The 17,127-nt window shown below is 40.7% G+C and carries 13 protein-coding genes; 4 read left to right on the top strand and 9 right to left on the bottom strand.

Going from position 1 to position 17,127, the window contains the following annotated elements:
* Window positions 1-2 precede the first annotated feature (2 nt).
* From F887_RS06060 to efp, 5 genes are all read right to left on the bottom strand, one after another.
* A complete protein-coding gene (locus F887_RS06060; protein ID WP_005295467.1) occupies window positions 3-920 on the bottom strand; it encodes a DUF58 domain-containing protein in 918 nt (305 codons plus the stop codon).
* 13 nt (window positions 921-933) lie between these two features.
* Window positions 934-1,893 (bottom strand): AAA family ATPase, encoded by a 960-nt coding sequence (locus F887_RS06055; RefSeq protein ID WP_005295470.1) that lies wholly within the window; start codon window positions 1,891-1,893, stop codon window positions 934-936.
* A gap of 78 nt (window positions 1,894-1,971) precedes the next feature.
* A complete protein-coding gene (locus tag F887_RS06050) occupies window positions 1,972-2,277 on the bottom strand; it encodes a YbdD/YjiX family protein (RefSeq protein WP_171067404.1) in 306 nt (101 codons plus the stop codon).
* Window positions 2,277-4,379, bottom strand: a complete 2,103-nt coding sequence (locus tag F887_RS06045) for a carbon starvation CstA family protein (RefSeq protein ID WP_005145958.1) — start codon at window positions 4,377-4,379, stop codon at window positions 2,277-2,279. The genes F887_RS06050 and F887_RS06045 overlap by 1 nt, the downstream gene beginning before the upstream one ends.
* A 194-nt stretch (window positions 4,380-4,573) precedes the next feature.
* Window positions 4,574-5,143: an elongation factor P gene (efp, locus tag F887_RS06040; RefSeq protein ID WP_004808248.1), complete on the bottom strand. Its 570-nt coding sequence runs from the start codon at window positions 5,141-5,143 to the stop codon at window positions 4,574-4,576.
* A gap of 89 nt (window positions 5,144-5,232) precedes the next feature.
* Here efp and epmB point away from each other — a divergent pair, with 89 nt between their 5' ends.
* The 3 genes from epmB to F887_RS06025 are packed head-to-tail and all read left to right on the top strand — an operon-like array spanning window position 5,233 to window position 10,092.
* Complete coding sequence (gene epmB, locus F887_RS06035; RefSeq protein ID WP_005145955.1) at window positions 5,233-6,249, top strand: EF-P beta-lysylation protein EpmB; 1,017 nt, start codon at window positions 5,233-5,235, stop codon at window positions 6,247-6,249.
* 13 nt (window positions 6,250-6,262) lie between these two features.
* Window positions 6,263-8,017, top strand: coding sequence for a hypothetical protein (locus F887_RS06030; protein ID WP_005295476.1), 1,755 nt, complete (start codon window positions 6,263-6,265; stop codon window positions 8,015-8,017).
* Window positions 7,999-10,092 carry an EAL domain-containing protein gene (locus F887_RS06025; RefSeq protein ID WP_005295478.1) on the top strand — a complete coding sequence of 698 codons (2,094 nt, stop codon included), beginning with the start codon at window positions 7,999-8,001 and terminating at the stop codon, window positions 10,090-10,092. Before F887_RS06030 ends, F887_RS06025 begins: the two co-directional genes overlap by 19 nt.
* Window positions 10,093-10,175: 83 nt before the next feature.
* On the opposite strand, the gene rpmE is transcribed toward F887_RS06025, so the two are convergent.
* The 4 genes from rpmE to F887_RS06005 all read right to left on the bottom strand — a co-directional run bounded on the left by rpmE (window position 10,176) and on the right by F887_RS06005 (window position 14,281).
* Window positions 10,176-10,400: a 50S ribosomal protein L31 gene (rpmE, locus tag F887_RS06020; RefSeq protein ID WP_005145945.1), complete on the bottom strand. Its 225-nt coding sequence runs from the start codon at window positions 10,398-10,400 to the stop codon at window positions 10,176-10,178.
* Window positions 10,401-10,598: 198 nt separating this feature from the next.
* Entirely contained in the window at window positions 10,599-11,567 is a 969-nt protein-coding gene (locus F887_RS06015) for a bile acid:sodium symporter family protein (RefSeq protein WP_005295481.1), read from the bottom strand.
* A 135-nt stretch (window positions 11,568-11,702) separates the two neighbouring features.
* Window positions 11,703-12,104, bottom strand: a complete 402-nt coding sequence (gloA, locus tag F887_RS06010; protein WP_005295483.1) for a lactoylglutathione lyase — start codon at window positions 12,102-12,104, stop codon at window positions 11,703-11,705.
* Window positions 12,105-12,106: 2 nt separating this feature from the next.
* Window positions 12,107-14,281 (bottom strand): AmpG family muropeptide MFS transporter, encoded by a 2,175-nt coding sequence (locus F887_RS06005; RefSeq protein ID WP_005295485.1) that lies wholly within the window; start codon window positions 14,279-14,281, stop codon window positions 12,107-12,109.
* A gap of 187 nt (window positions 14,282-14,468) precedes the next feature.
* On the opposite strand from F887_RS06005, the gene F887_RS06000 reads away from it, so the two are divergent.
* Entirely contained in the window at window positions 14,469-17,099 is a 2,631-nt protein-coding gene (locus F887_RS06000) for a Lon protease family protein (protein ID WP_005295487.1), read from the top strand.
* The last annotated feature ends 28 nt before the right edge of the window (window positions 17,100-17,127 follow it).

Raw genomic sequence — 17,127 nt, forward strand, 5'->3', positions numbered from 1 at the left:
GATTATGCCTGCGCCAATAAAAGTTTAGCCTTAATCAACTGAGCTTGCCCCTGCCCACTTTCCAAACGTGCATGTGGCAAAATGAGTGCATACTCATCGCCTAACTGTTCACATTGCTCGATCAAACCCATCATAAAACTTAATTTTTCTTCATGGCTTTGAGCTGGGATCTGCTGATAATCAATTTCTAAATGTTGATGATTGGCTTGAGCTTCAAACATTTTGATTAGGAATCCCTGCCCGCGTGCAACCTGTTTCCATGCCACATTCTGATAAGAATCACCTTGTTGAAAGCCTCGGAGCTCTTTAAATTCATCTAGGCTATCTTGAGCTGAAGTAGGTTTATTTTTATGTTCTTTCTGCCAATCATAGGCCTTTGGCGCAACCCAGACTTTATGCTTTGGATATAAATAAGTCCATGCACGTACTAGTCCCAATGGATAAGTAGAATAAATTTTAACAGCACCAAATTCATATAACCCTCGTTTTTCTCCTACAAAAGGCAATTCAAAGCTATGTTGAGTCTGGTCTAGATAAATAAGCTGCTCTTGATTTTGCCATTGGATTCTTAGGTAACGTGCGGCACTGACAGGCTGTTTAAATAGCAGCTTTAAAATGAGTGCCTGATCAACTTGCCCGACCTCAGGCATCACAACATCAATGTACAAACCATGTAATTGCTTAAAGGTCAGATAAAAACTAATACAAAGAATGGCACTGATTAAAAAGCAAAATCCTAAAATCAGATTATTTGCATAGTTAATTCCAGCAATAAAAGTGATTAGTATCAGGATAAGATATAAAAAACCTTGCTTATAGATAAAGACCAAAACATCCTTCTGTCGCAGTATTTTACTGTGATCCACTTGGAAACGTTTCGCGATCCATTGACTAAGCTGTTGTTTGAGTCCAGTTTGCATATCCTGCACTCACTTACAATGCATCAACTGACTGCAACAGCTGTTTGACCTCCGTCTCACCTAGACTCAGGCGATGTGCAACCACAGCCACAAATACGGTTTGTACATCATCCGTCGTCACAAAACTGCGTCCCTCAACCAAAGCATAAGCTTGTGCCGCAGCCTTGAGAGCCAATACCCCACGTGTAGATAGACCGTGGCGTTGTTTACGCGTTTCAGCAGCCAAATCTAAAATATAGTTCAGCACGGCGTCGCTGAGAAAAATCTGTTTTGCCAATTCACGTAAATGCAAAATATCAGCTTGATTAAATACCGCCTCTAACTGATGAATCAGCACTTGCCGTGAACTTTGCTGTAACAGTAATTTTTCTGCCTGACGAGATGGATAACCCAGTGATAATCGCATCAAGAAACGGTCGAGCTGAGACTCTGGTAATGCATAGGTGCCACTTTGAAAGAGTGGGTTTTGTGTTGCCAATACCCAGAACGGTTGTGGCAATTCATAGTGCACGCCATCTACAGTCACGGCGCCTTCTTCCATCGCTTCAAGCAAGGCACTTTGGGTTTTGGGACTACAACGGTTAATTTCATCTGCCAGCAAAATCTGGGTAAAAATCGGCCCTTGCTTAAACTCAAATAGATGTTCTTTCTGATTAAAAATATTGATGCCAATCACATCACTGGCCAACATATCGTTGGTAAATTGAATCCGCTGAAAATGGAGTCCTGCCAAACGAGCCAAAGCACTGGCTAAGGTGGTTTTACCTAATCCGGGTAAGTCTTCAAACAACACATGACCACCTGCCAACAAACAGGTCAGCGCCAGTTTAGTTTGTTGCGGCTTATCTAAAATGAGCTGATTGACTTCAATTAAAAATTGCTCAATCTTTTGACCAAAGCTTTTGATATCTTGTTCTAATGCTTGGTTTTGTCTTTTCTTGTCTTGAACTGAAGCCTGATCCGTGCTCCACATAATTTTATCCCCAAAATAAAACAGTGCATGTTTCAACATACACTGTTTTGGTTTTTTTTCAACGAAATCAATTGATTTCTAGCAAGGGCATTTTTTCATATTACCACCAGCTGAAGGATAACGTGCATCAATACAATGACGATAAAAAGTCTTTGCATCCATTGGCGTTAAATCAGGATGGTGCACTTTCATATGCTGCACATAAGTTTCATAATCGGGCACACCCACCATCAACCGAAAGCTCTGCTGCAAACGCTGCCATAACACGGCAATCCGTGACCAATTCTTGGGTGATAAAAGCAAATGTTTTTGCGACATGATGGTGAATTTAATAATCTTCACAATCACCGCACTGCCTTGTCGAGCAACTTTAAAATCCATCACTACTCTCCTTTGATGCTATTCGCAGTCATCGGGGTTTCAGAATAAACTGCAGGGGCTTCATTCACTGTTGGTGTTGGACTCGCCAATGCTCTGCGTACAATACCAATCGAAGCAATGATCATCACAATCGCAACAATCATAAAGAAGCCACATAAGGCTGCATTGATCTGATTCGACATGACAATGGTCTGCATTTCAGCAACTGTTTTAGCTGGTGCAAGGATTTCACCACGTGCAATTGCATCAGAGAAACGATTCGCTTGTGCAAGGAAACCAATTTTCGGATTTTCATGGAAAATCTTTTGCCAGCCGGCAGTCATTGACGTGATGAACAAGAAAATCGTCGGGACAATAGTGACCCAAACATACTTCTCTTTTTTCATCTTGAATAGAATGACCGTACCTAAGATTAAGGCCATCGATGCCAAGATTTGGTTACCAATACCAAATAACGGCCACAAGGAGTTAATTCCACCGAGTGGGTCAACCACACCTTGATAAACGAAGAAACCCCAACCTGCGACTGCGACAAAGGTCCCCACCAAATTACCAAAGAATGAACTTGATTGTTTAATCGCTGGAACCACGATTCCTACAGTATCCTGCACCATGAAACGACATGCACGTGTTCCCGCATCTACCGCAGTTAAAATGAATAAAGCTTCAAATAGAATCGCAAAGTGATACCAGAACGCCATCATTGAGCGGTTGTTAAATATCTCTGAAATGATATGCGCCATACCAATTGCAAATGTCGGTGCACCACCTGTACGAGACAAGATTGAACTCTCACCAACTTCCTGAGCCAATAAGGTCAACATTTCTGGGCTAACCACGAAGCCAAGATTACGCACTGCTTCCGCAGCGGTCTCTACCGAGGTTCCTAAAACTGCTGCTGGCGCATTGATCGCAAAATAAATGCCTGGATCAAGTACCGTCGCACAAATCATTGCCATGATGCCGACGAAGGATTCCATCAACATACCGCCATAACCGATCATACGAATATTGACTTCGTTATCGACCAGTTTAGGGGTTGTGCCTGATGCAACCAAGGCATGGAAACCTGAAATCGCACCACAAGCAATGGTAATAAATAGAAATGGAAATAAACTACCTGCAAATACAGGACCTGTACCATCAACAAAATGCGTGACTGCTGGCATTTTCAAATCAGGCATCGCAAAGATAATCCCAATCGCCAAGCCTGCAATCACACCAATTTTAAGGAAAGTCGATAAGTAATCACGCGGTGCTAACAACAACCAAACAGGTAAAACTGAAGCAATAAAACCATAAATGATCAGGGCCCATGTCAATTGAGTACCACTGAGGGTAAATAATTGCCCCCAATATGGATCTTTGGCGACATCCCCACCATATACAATTGCCGCCATCATCAGCACAAAACCAATGATAGAAACTTCTGCAATTTTCCCTGGACGTAGATAGCGCATATACACGCCCATAAATAATGCGATTGGAATGGTAGCAGCGATACTGAACACCCCCCACGGGCTATGTGCCAAGGCTTTAACCACAACCAAGGCTAATACCGCAAGGATAATAATCATCACGCCCAGTGTACCGAGCATGACAATGACACCCGCAAAGGTACCAAGTTCCTGTTTGGCCATTTCTCCCAAAGAGCGACCATCTCGCCGTGTGGAGATAAAGAGAACGAGGAAATCTTGTACCGCACCGGCAATCACCACACCGACCAAGAGCCAGATGGTACCAGGTAAATAACCCATTTGTGCTGCGAGGATAGGCCCGACTAAGGGCCCTGCACCTGCAATAGCGGCAAAGTGATGACCGAATAAAACGAATTTATTAGTAGGAACATAATCCAGACCATCGGCAAGACGATGAGCTGGGGTTAACCGTTTAGGATTTAATTCAAAAACTTTGTTTGCAATAAATAAACTATAGAACCGATATGCAATGCTATATACACAGACCGCGGCAAGAACTAACCAGACCGCATTAACATGCTCACCACGACTAACCGCCAATATCCCAAATGAAATTGCCCCAACGATGGCAACCAAACTCCATAGGAGTTTTGAGGGAAGTGTTGACTTTGCTTGTGTTGTCTCCATTCAAAACCTCTCAATTACATAACGCGTGGTTATTTAGATTTCCCTTTCTATATTTTCTGTAGAAGAAATATCTTTGTAAGTTTACCTTCTAGCTTCAATTATTTATCTAATACTTTGGCATAAAAAAAGGGATGATTGTTTAATCATCCCTTCGATAATTGTATGTCTTGAGTAGCTCTGCCACTCATTTACAATTATGCACGTTCTAGGTAGTCACCAGTACGCGTGTCTACACGAACACTTTCTTCTTGCTGTACGAATAATGGAACACGTACTACCGCACCTGTTTCAAGTTTCGCTGGTTTACCACCACCGCCAGAAGTATCACCACGTACACCTGGATCAGTTTCAATAATTTTCAACACAACGAAGTTTGGTGGATTTACGTTCAATGGTACGCCATTGAATAACATGATCGTACATTTTTCATTTGAATCATCTTTTAACCATTTCGCAGCATCGCCCATTGCTGTTTTATCAGCAGCGATTTGCTCGAAAGATACAGGATCCATGAAGTTCCACATTTCGCCATCGTTGTAGAGGTAATCCATTTCAACTTCTACAATATCAGCTGCTTCTAAAGAGTCACCTGATTTAAATGTTTTTTCTAATACTTTACCAGAACGAAGGTTACGTAATTTCACACGGTTAAACGCTTGACCTTTACCTGGTTTTACATATTCATTTTCCATGATTGAACATGGGTTGCCATCAAGCATAACCTTAAGGCCTGCTTTAAAATCATTTGTAGAATAATAGGCCATGAAAGGCGCACTCCAAACTTAAAACTCAAATCTATTAATGTTAGACTACACGCACAGGTGTGACACTAACACTATTTTTAACGTATGGCATGATAAACTATTTACATCAAGAGCAAAACTGGCAATCACAACTCAGTGACCTAATTACTGATCCCTTAGAGCTGTTAAATCTGCTTGAGTTATCTACCGATCAGCTATTATCAGGGGCAATCCTTGCCTCTGAACAGTTTAAATTGCGCGTTCCACGTGCATTCGTCGGAAAAATGACCATTGGTGATCCACTTGATCCGCTATTGTTACAGGTCTTACCCCATCACCTAGAACTGGAAGAGCATCCTGAATTTGTGACGGATCCTTTAGGTGAAGAAGCCGCAAATCAGATGGCGGGGGTTTTACACAAATATCAATCACGTTTTTTGCTGACCTTAACCGGTGCATGTGCGATTCACTGTCGTTACTGTTTTCGCCGTCATTTTCCATATCAGGAGAATCTTCCTAAAAATGACGATTGGCTCAACATTAAACAGTATATTGAGCAGAATCCACAAATCAATGAAGTGATTTTGAGTGGTGGTGACCCCCTCACTTTAAACAATCGAAAAATTTCTTTGTGGCTAGAACGAGTCGCATCTCTCCCTCAGATTAAGATATTGAGAATTCATTCACGGGTTCCAATTGTGATCCCGAATCGTATTGATGAAGAGCTAATTTCTATATTAAAAAACAGTAGGCTACGTATTGTAGTAGTGGTACACTCAAACCACGCAGCTGAACTCGATGATTTCACTTGCTCGAAGTTGCTACAGTTATCATTCCAGCATATAACCGTTCTCAATCAGGCAGTTTTGCTCAAAGGTGTGAATGATTCTGCAGAAACTTTAAATGCATTGAGTAGCCGTTTATTTGAAGCACGAGTAATGCCCTATTACCTTCATGTTTTGGATAAAGTTAAAGGTGCTCAGCATTTTGATTTAAGATCTTCAGAGATAGATCAGATATACAGTGATGTATTAGCGAGTTTACCAGGATATCTCGTCCCGAAACTCGTCAGGGAAATTGCGGGCGAAAAAAATAAAACACCGCTTTTTGGGGTTCAAACATTCTGAGATTGATAACACAATGATGAATAATGCTTTTTCGGATATTTTTCAAATTCCAACAGTCTTAAGACGGGACAAACTTAGCTTTTGCGATACCAATTCTAAAAGTCTCAATGAATGGATTTCAAATTTGTCCATTATGCAGTTGGGTGATACCTCCAAAGCACTGTTTGCAGCTCTGTTAGAGCTGAGTGAATTAGAATGTTCGGAAACTTTACGTTTTGACTTGGTTCAGGTTCTGCATCCGACTATTGAAAATGTTTTAGGTAGCCTAGAAAAGAACTTTTTTAATCAGGGTGTAATTAGTTCTGATCGTAATGAACACATTATTGAACTGGCAATGTTATTGCGTTGCTACTTCGCTGCAATTTATATCAATATTGTGCGTCGCAGTAATGATCAACTTGATCAGCAAAAGTTCTCTATCTTCGCCCTGAATCAAAAAAAGAACTTGCAAACAGCAAGAACCTTAGCAACATTTCAATCTTTACAGCAACTGACCCAACTTCTTTATCAACAGCATATGTTGTATAGCGAACCAGTTGCTGGACAATGGTTAATTGCCCATCAGCTTTATGATGCAGCAGTGACACATAAATATCAGCATACCAACCTAGACCAGTCTCAAGGTAAGCCTAGTTCGATTACCAATATTACTCAGGCTTACGCCCAACTGATTTTGATGGATATTTTCAATACCAATCAAATCCGTCAATCTGAAATACAGGCATTGTTCCAGTGTAGTTTTGACTGGGCGAAAATGGTTCAGATTTTGGCAAAGGAGACTGATCTGACCAAATATGTGGTAGATACCAGTAAAGACCATCCACCTATTTATAATAAAAAACAAAGTTCAGGCTTCAACCCGAACATTTTTATCAGTACACATAGTTTGTTGGATCATGTCACAGCCACGCTGCATAAAAATGCAGAATATATTTCTAAAAATGAAAAAATCTATTTAACGCCAGCACTGAAATTTCATGTGCAAACCATTTTAGGTACAACCGCAGAACGTCGCCATGAGCGTTATGAATATTCTGCACAATTGCATATCTGCTTTGGTCTGCTCACGGCTCACTTTTATTTATCTAAAGCGAAAAACTTTTCCGAGACGTTATTGTTAGACCACGGTTATGGCCTGCAAAATGAATCCAAGTTTATGTCGGCTTGGGATAAAAAGAGCGCTACAGATAATCAAGAATCAGCCATCCAGCGTTTAAGCCGTGAAAGCAAAGCTGTTTACCAAGCAGATATACTCGATATCAGTGTGAACGGTTATCGTATTAAATGGTCAGGCGAAGCACCGAAAAACCTAAGAACAGGCGAATATATTTTAGTCAAAGAAACATCACATGGGCACTGGCGTGGAGGAGTAATTCGTTGGCTCAAACAATCGAGCGAGAAAAGTTTAGAACTTGGTTTAGAAGTATTGGCGCAGGAGATTTTCCCTTGTGCTGTGCGCTTACAAGCAGATCGGCATATCAGCAACTATCATCCAACACTTTTATTAAAAAACCAAAATTTGGATGAAACAAAAACAACCTTAATTTTACCAGGTTCACAAATTTTTAGAGAACACCAAGCTGTTCATTTAAGATTGGGGAAAGAGGAAGTCAAAGTGTATTTATTAAACGCACAATTAATTACCCAGAGTTTTGTTCAATTTGAGTTTGAACTGCTAAATGATGAGGAACTCCCTGTTCTTCAAAAATATATGGCACAAAAAAATATGGACACAATTGATCAAGATTTATGGGAAGCATTAAAGTGAGAAATTCTTTACTCTCTAAGAAACTCAAACGGACGGAAACCCGTTTACTGATTATTGATGATAACCAATTGCGTTATAATCAAATTGCAGCGATTTTTACGGCACAAGACCATCAAATTCAAGCGACATTGCTAGATGATCTTAAAACATTTGAGAAACAGCTAAATTTACCCTGGGATATTGTTATTTTTGGTCGTGCTTATGACTTAAAAATTGAACAAACGCTGTCTTTAATTCAGGCATCATCGCAGCCGAGCTTACCCGTACTGCTGTTAGAACCAGATGACTATAACGCTGATCAATATCAGACCTATATTCATAAAGGCATCTATGATGTATTAAATCTTAAGTCTCCAGAAAAATTCTATATCAGCATCGTCCGTGCGCTGTCTTATAGTCGCCTAGTACAAGCAGAACATCGTTTATTAAATGAATTAGAAGCGGCACAGTCTCAAGCACAGTCTTTGGTTGCTGAGAGCCACAAAGCGGTTGCTATTTTACAAGAAGGCATCCATATCAATGTGAATGCTGAATATGCCAATCTATTCGGTTTCGCCAGTGAAGATGAACTGATTGGTTTACCTATTCTGGATGTGTTACAACCAGAGGACCTAAGCCAATTTAAACTTCGGTTTAAAAAGATTTCTCAAGGGCAATTTGAGCATGGCAGTTTTGAACTGCGTACCCAGAATGCAACTGTAAAAAATAATCCACTGCATCTTGAATTTTTACCTTCTGGGAATGAAGAAGAAATACAACTTAATATTGAATGTGGTACGCCCTCTCAAACTACAGCCGCGACACCAGCAGTAGCCGTTTCTGCTGAAAAAGTATCAAATTTAAATACGGCTTTACAGCAGATTAATCGGCAACTCACCAATCACCCAGCCAATGCCAATGCGGTTGTGCTGTTTAGCCTGAGTAGCTGCCCAAATGAAGTTTTCCAAACCGACTGGCGCGGAAGCAAAGCTTACTTTTCCAATATTCAGAACTTTATCAAAGAACAGGTAAATGCCCCTGTTTATCAGGTTGATAGCGCGATATATGTTTCTTTATTTCAAGCTGAATCAAAGAATGTCTTGAATTCGCTTCTAATTGGCTTGAACAGCTTGCAGAAGCCACAACTATTAGCGACAGCACAGCATACTTTCCCTTTGCATCTGAAATTGGGTTATTGTGAACTTGCACAAGCAATTCCAGATGAGGCACGTTTTGAACAAGTTCTCAGCAAAGCATTTGCACAAAGCTTACCTGTCTTTAATACGCCAAAAATTGATGCGGATATTGGCATTACCACAGAACATATTCCAACAGCAGTCCAATTAACCTTATTACAAGGGCTGAAACAGAAACTTGATGCAGGTGATATTCATCTTAAATATCAACAGCTCTATGATAAACAAGATCAGCATACGCATACCTATGAAGTTTCTGGTGGATTTATTTTTGACAATCAATGGCAGGATTTAAGTGATCTTGCTGATCTGAAAGATGACCCGGAATTATCCATTCAGCTTGATCGTTGGATACTGGTAGAAGCTTGCAAGCAATTGCACAATTTTATTACTCAATATCCTAAAGCTAAATTGATTGTAAATCTCAATCACCATGTGCTGTTGAATGATAAGAAATTGCCTGAATTGGTTGCCAAGTTATTGACCATTATTGGCAGCAAACAAGCACATCCATTGATTTTGCAATTCTCAGAACAAGCACTTCAACAGAACTTATCTCAAGCACAGCCACAAATTGCCTTACTCCGCCAACACGGTGCAGAAATCTCGATTCGTGGTTTTGGTGATTCCTTATATAGCGACACTCTACTGCAACAAATTGATGTTCAGTATTTGAGCTTGCATAGCAAACTGACCAAGATGCTGAGTTCAGACAAAGACATGGCAACATTACAAGAAAAAATCCTGCACTTTATAGCTCAAAAGCCAGTGGAAATTTTCTTGATGGAGCTCAATGACATGAATCTGTTTGCAAATGCATGGAATGTAGAAGCTCGCTACTTACAAGGTAACTATTTCCAGAAAAAACTTGATCGTCTGACTGACGTACAGGATCAATAAAAAACTCTCCCTCCTTTTTGAAAGGAGGGAGAATTAGAAGACACAAAAAAACGGGCATATTGCCCGTTTTTTCTTTCTCGATATTAACGTTTGATAGAACGTGACATACCAGAGAAACGTTGTTTGAATTTGTCGATACGGCCGCCAGTGTCCACATTCTTTTGTTTACCAGTATAGAATGGGTGGCAAGCTGAACATACGTCAAGGTAAATAGTTTCTTTACCAAGAGCAGATTTAGTTTCGATTACGTTACCACATGAACAAGTAGCAACTAAGTTTTCGTATTTAGGGTGAATATCGGCGCGCATGCTCGATGCTCCTATTAGTAAGAAAGGCTTAAGCTGTTATCGCAATTGATCACTCTCAAAACGAGGAAAGCAAAGTGTTCGCACACTTGCAGATCAACACCACAACAGACCATTTCTTTTGACTCACCGAGACTCTTACGGTCAGAGCAAAGCCAACAAGTGGCAAGCATTATACGCCAAAGAATTAAATTTTGCGAACTATTCCTGCTTGGATTTTGCCCAATGATTCGCAATCACGCCACAGACCATGAGCTGAATTTGATGAAAAATCATAATTGGCAGCACAATCATACCCAAAGGTTGCCCGATAAATAGAATTTGTGCCATTGGCACTCCACTCGCCAGTGTTTTCTTGGAGCTGCAAAAAAAGATCGTCACCTGATCAGCCTGATTAAAGCCCAACCATTTCGGTAAATATAAAGCAAGCAGCATAACGATCGTCAGTAACACTGAACATGCAAGGACTAGATATAGTAGGGTTAAACCACTGACCTGATGCCATAGGCCTGCAACCACGGCACTGCTAAATGCACCATACACCACCATTAAGATTGATCCCTGATCAAAAGCCTTCACGATGCTTGGCACTTTAACCATATACGGAAAAACATAAGGACGAAGTAACTGACCGAGAATAAAAGGAACTAGCAGTAACAAGGTGATTTGAATAATCGATTTGGTTGGATCAAAACCGTGCTGACTTTGTCCTAAAATAAAATAACTGACCAAAATCGGGGTAATAAACATACCAATGATATTGGAGAAAGAAGCGCTACAAACAGCAGCAGCGACATTGCCCTTGGCCATAGAGGTAAATGCAATTGAAGATTGTACTGTGGATGGCAAGAAGCACATAAACAGGAAACCCCAATACAAAGGCTGACCCAACAAAGGTTCCAAGACAGGTCTAGCGAGTAGCCCAATGACAGGAAAAATCGCAAAAGTAAAAGCAAACACCAAAGCATGCATTTTCCAATGCATCATCCCCTCAAGCACTGCCTCACGTGAGAGTTTCGCGCCGTGCAAGAAGAAAAGTATTGCGATTGCGACGGTGGTTAGAATATTAAAATAATGTGCAATTTGCCCCGAAACTGGAAAAAACGTCGCCAGTATTACCATCCCAACCAATAATATGGTAAAGCGATCCAATGCCAATAATTTCAACATAACTTATCCCTATCTATTCTCTAAGAACTATAAAGCCCAGTATGACTTGTTGACCATTTGATCGAACATCATACTGGGCTGTATAAATAAAGCTAGGGCTTTAGATAAGAAATCTTGGGCTTATGTGACCAAAGATTAATTATTATAGGCATCCTGATCTTGTTGAATAAGTTCAACTTTATAACCATCTGGATCTTCAACAAAAGCAATGACCGTTACACCACCTTTCATTGGGCCCGCTTCACGTACGACTTTACCGCCACGGGCCTTGATGTCTTCACATGCTTTATAAGCATCGTCTACACCAATTGCAATGTGACCATAGGCATTGCCAAGTTCATAGCTCGTCGTATCCCAGTTATGAGTAAGCTCAAGCACTGTGTTGTTTTTTTCATCACCGTAACCAACAAATGCTAACGTAAAACGCCCTTCTTCATAGTCACGTTGGCGTAGCAATTTCATACCAAGTACCTCAGTGTAGAACGTTAAAGACTGTTCTAAATTACCTACTCGTAGCATCGTATGTAACATGCGCATAGTTATTCACCTTTCTGCTGTGTTGTCTGGTTTTCATGGTCACGTAAAAGTTTCGCAACCCAAACCACAAGAACTAAAATTGGAATACCAATTAAAGTCGTCATTAAAAAGAAATTCGGATAGCCAATATTGCTGACGATTGTTCCCGAATACCCACCCAACAATTTAGGCGTGAGCGTCATGAGAGAACTGAAAATCGCATACTGAACTGCTGTAAATGATACGCTGGTTAAGCTGGACAAGAATGCGATAAATGCCGCACCTGCCAGACCAGAAGCCAAATTATCCACAATAATGGCTAAATATAACCATAAAGAGCTATAGCTTTTAATCACCTTGCCAGAAAGCTCAACTGTGCCTTGTTGAGCAGGATCAATCACAGTAATCGGTTGAATATCTACATTGAGCGCTGTTTCTGCATGGGATGCTGTATCAATACGATATTGTCGTGTTGCTAACAATTGATCCGTAGGATTACTTTTTAAGTTTGCTACAGCTGTAATACTTTTACTTGGCGATGCCTGTAAAATTTTGCCATCGATAACGCCACTAAATAAACCCTGTTGATCTAGCTTCGCCACAAACTCCTGGCCATCTAAGCTTAAAATCACTGGACGTTCAACATCTAAATCTTCAGACTTAATATTCGCGAGCTGTCCTTTAATCACCAAACTTTGTTTTAACTCTTTTGCTGTGAGTTGGTCATCACCACTCATTGGCAACAATTGAATTTGAGGCTGTTGCGAGCTGATTAAATACGGCACTGCCAATTGAATTTTAGAATCAGCCTGATTTTGATATTGGGTGCTGACCTGAACTGAATCTGCCTTTAACAACACTTCATTCGGTACCTGTAGCTTCCAATACCCCACCTCATCAGTCTGAACTTGATAATGCTGATCACCAACTTGTACTTCAACTTGATCGAGTGGCTTACCCGATTTTACCAAACCGATAAAAATCAAATTGGTTGAGCTGGCTAAGACTGCACCGACAAACATCAATTTCATAATGTTCATGCGTTGTGCCAACAAACCACCTAGGAAACCGCCCACCAAACTAAATAAAACACCGTAAATTTTAACCGCTTCTGCAATCTGCTCCTTACTAAAGTTCAGATCTTGATAGAACACATTGGAAATTACCCCTGCAATAATGTCAGAGATACGGAAGAAACCTATCAGCAGTAACAGGACTAAAGCCAGTTTGACCCCATAACGCTTAAAGAAATCCAGAATCGGAGCGACCCATGTTTCTTTTGCCATTTGCTGATTCACGACACCAGTCTTCACTAGTCCAAAACCGACTAATAACGCCGTTGCGGTAGCTGTTAAAAAGCGTAATGCTTCTAAACCAAATAAAGCAGCTGTATCCTTAATCCCTGCTGATTTTGAGATTGCATCTGTGACATTGCCAGAATAAATATAACTAATAACAAAGGTTGCAACTGCAATAAAGAATACAAATACCAAGCGGTAATAGTCAGTGGTTTTATAGTGTTTATAAACACGATTTACCTGTGGTTCACGAACACACAAAGTGGTGATGATCCCAACCACCATCACGGCTGCCATAGTTAAATAGGTGTATTTCCAAGCTTCGTAGATGTAGTTGCCTTTCGCTGTGCCTAAATAGGCAGCCAAGAACAATGCACCAGCACCAGCAACAATCATCCCAATACGATAACCTGCATTGTAGGTTGAAGCCAAAACCGTTTGCATTTCAGTTTCAGCCAGTTCAATACGGTAAGCATCAATGACAATATCTTGTGTCGCTGCTGAAAAGCCCAACAGTACAGCCCCGACCGCCATCTGGATTAAATAGCTTTGACCCAAAGATGGATCAGAAAATGCCATGATACAAATCGCACAAATAATTAAGCATTGTGCAATGAGCAACCAAGCACGACGACGACCCAAACTTTTGGTTAAAAACGGAACCGGCAATTCGTCAATTAATGGCGCCCAAACAAACTTAAAAGAATAACCGAGTGCAGCCCAACTAAAAAAAGTGACCGCACTTTTATCGATACCAGCTTCGCCCAACCATAAAGATAGGCTAGAAAAAATCAATAAAATTGGAATCCCCGCAGAGAATCCAAGAAATAACATAATTAGAGCACGGCGATCTAAAAATGCTTTAAATGCAGATGCCCAACTAGAGGCTTGAGTTGTCATTGGTTATTATTTTCCATGAACATGCGTGAATGTGCTTATTCAATCGTTTCTTGCCCTTGCTTGCAAGTTGCTTTATGCAACCATTCTTTTGTTTTGTCGATAAAAAACACAAGTTCGCTTGATCTTTAGACCTAAAACTGTATACCTTTAATTACTCAACTTTAGTTTAATTTGTTGGACAGCAACAGTGACCCAAAAACTCGATCAAATGACGGCAACAACTTTATCTTTAACACCAACAAACACTATTACTGCAAACCTTAATTCATTACCTAGCGCTTTTGAGCAGACGGACATACAACCAACACTGACTAAAACAGCATTACGTGCAGATCAACTGACTCATATTCCAGATTTAGCTGAGATACCAAGCTCAACAAAACGGATTAAACCACTCAATAATTTTTTAGGGCAAGATCGAGCCCGCGCCTCTGTTGAAGCTGGGATATCCCTACCTTATTCTGGTTATAACATTTTTGCTGTTGGTACAGCTGGACTCGGTAAACGTACCATGATTAAGCGTTTGCTGCAGCAACACGCCAAAACCATGCCGACGCCAAATGATTGGGTATATGTTAATAACTTCAAAAACCCAAGACAGCCCATTGCACTCCGCTTTCCAGCTGGACAAGGCACTAAATTTCAAAATGCACTGCAACAAGCATGGCAAATCATTTTAAAACAGTTAGAACGTCGTTTTAGTGCAGAAAGCTACCACAATCGTATCGAACGTATTCGTCAAGATACGGGGGACGTACAACAGCAAGCTTTGGTTGAACTCACCAAAGAAGGTGAGGAAATCAATTTAAAATTGATTTCTCGTAATGACAAACATGTGTTTATTCCGATGCAACTCAAAGAGAATGAATATCATGAATTAACTCAAAATGAGTTGAATGCTCTACCAAGCAAAGAGCGCACAGAAATCAACTCCAATATTCGCTATATGGAGAAAAAGCTTGAACGCTTAGGTTTGCATCTAGGTGATTTAGAAGATGATGCGCGTGATCGAGTTTCAAGCTTAAATCGTGACATTGCAACACAAGTAGTGATGCCCCGTATTGAGTCTATACTCAATAAAAACAAAGAGGTAAATGGACTAGAACTGTTCTTAAAGCATTATGCTGAAGACATTATTGACAATGTTGAGCTAATCTTAGAGCAAGAAGAAGATGATTTTACTCCAGCTTTATTTAACCGTGTCCCTTCACGTTATCAAGCCAATGTGATCATTGCCAACAAACCAAATAGCGGTGCGCCGGTTATTTTTGAAGACTTTCCAACCCATTACAATTTATTAGGTCATGTTGAGCAGTTAACACATAACGGTACGATTACCACCGATTTCACCCTGATTCGTCCTGGTTCTTTGCATCAAGCCAACGGCGGCTTTTTAATGCTTGAAGCTGAACAGCTACTTGAGCAGCCTTATGCATGGCAAGGTTTAAAACGCGCATTAAAATCAGGACAACTTAAGTTATCCTCTTTGGAACATATGTTGACCTTAACAGGTAGCATCTCGATTGAACCTGCTTCTGTTCCTTTAGATATTAAAGTGATCTTACTGGCCGAACCTGAGATTTATTATGAAATTTTAGAGATTGAGCCAGAGTTAGGCAGTGTCTTTAAAATCCGTGCCGACTTTACCGATACATTACAACGTAATGACAGTAATGAACAAGCCTATATGCAGTTGATCGCTGATTATGTTCAAGCTGACAAATTACTTCCTTTCGATCGCTCAGCGCTTGCCGCTTTACTCACTGACTCTAGTCGCCAAGCTGAAGATCAAAGCTCATTGTCACTGCATGCTTCTACACTAGGTGATTTAATTCGTGAAGCCCATCATCATGCTTTTAAAGCGGATGATAAAATCGTGATCGATCAGCATGTGAATCAAGCACTGCATCATCGTCAATATCGTCTAGGCTATTTACGTGAGCTATATTGGCAAGATCTGTCTCGTGGTACCCAGTTGATTGAAACTTCAGGACATCGCCTAGGTCAAATCAATGCCCTTTCTGTGATCCACTATGCCGATGTAGAGTTTGGTCTACCTTCCCGCCTGACTGCGTCTGTATATCAAGGTGGCGGCGATATCTTAGACATTGAGCGTAGCGTTGAGTTGGGTGGATCATTGCATGCCAAAGGTGTCTTGCTGATGTCCAGCTTTTTAAAAGCACACTTCGGTCGTGAACAAATCCTGCACTTCTCTGCGGCTTTAGCATTTGAGCAAAGTTACGGACAGGTCGATGGCGATAGCGCGACGGTTGCGGAACTCTCCGCCTTAATATCTGCCATCTGCCAAATTCCGATTGATCAATCTTGGGCCATTACTGGTTCGATGAATCAGTTAGGTCAAGTACAACCAATTGGTGGCGTCAATGCGAAGATTGAAGGCTTCTATGATGCATGTAAGCTGCAAGGCTTAACAGGTAAACAAGGGGTGATTATTCCACGTCAAAACATGCAACACTTGATGTTACGTCAAGATGTGATTGACGCTGTGCAAGCTGGCCAGTTCCATGTCCACGCGATCGACATCATCGACCAAGCTTTAGAGATTCTCATGGCACGTCCAGTCGGAACTCTCGACAAAAAAGGACGCTACAGCAAGAACTCAATCTACGCTGCCGTCATGGAACAACTTGAGTATTGGCAAGCCATCGAAGACGGTGAAGCAGTTGAAGATGATGAACCAAAGAAAAAGAAAAAGCGTAAGAAAGCAAAAAAAGAAGCTGCTGAAGCGAAAGTTTCAGAAGAAAATGCTGTTGAAGCAAAAAGCTTAAAATCTCTTAAACACAAGAAAAAGAGATAAAAGAAAAAGCCATGCTCCTAGAAGCATG

Source organism: Acinetobacter sp. NIPH 2100 (assembly GCF_000369805.1).
Taxonomy (GTDB): domain Bacteria; phylum Pseudomonadota; class Gammaproteobacteria; order Pseudomonadales; family Moraxellaceae; genus Acinetobacter.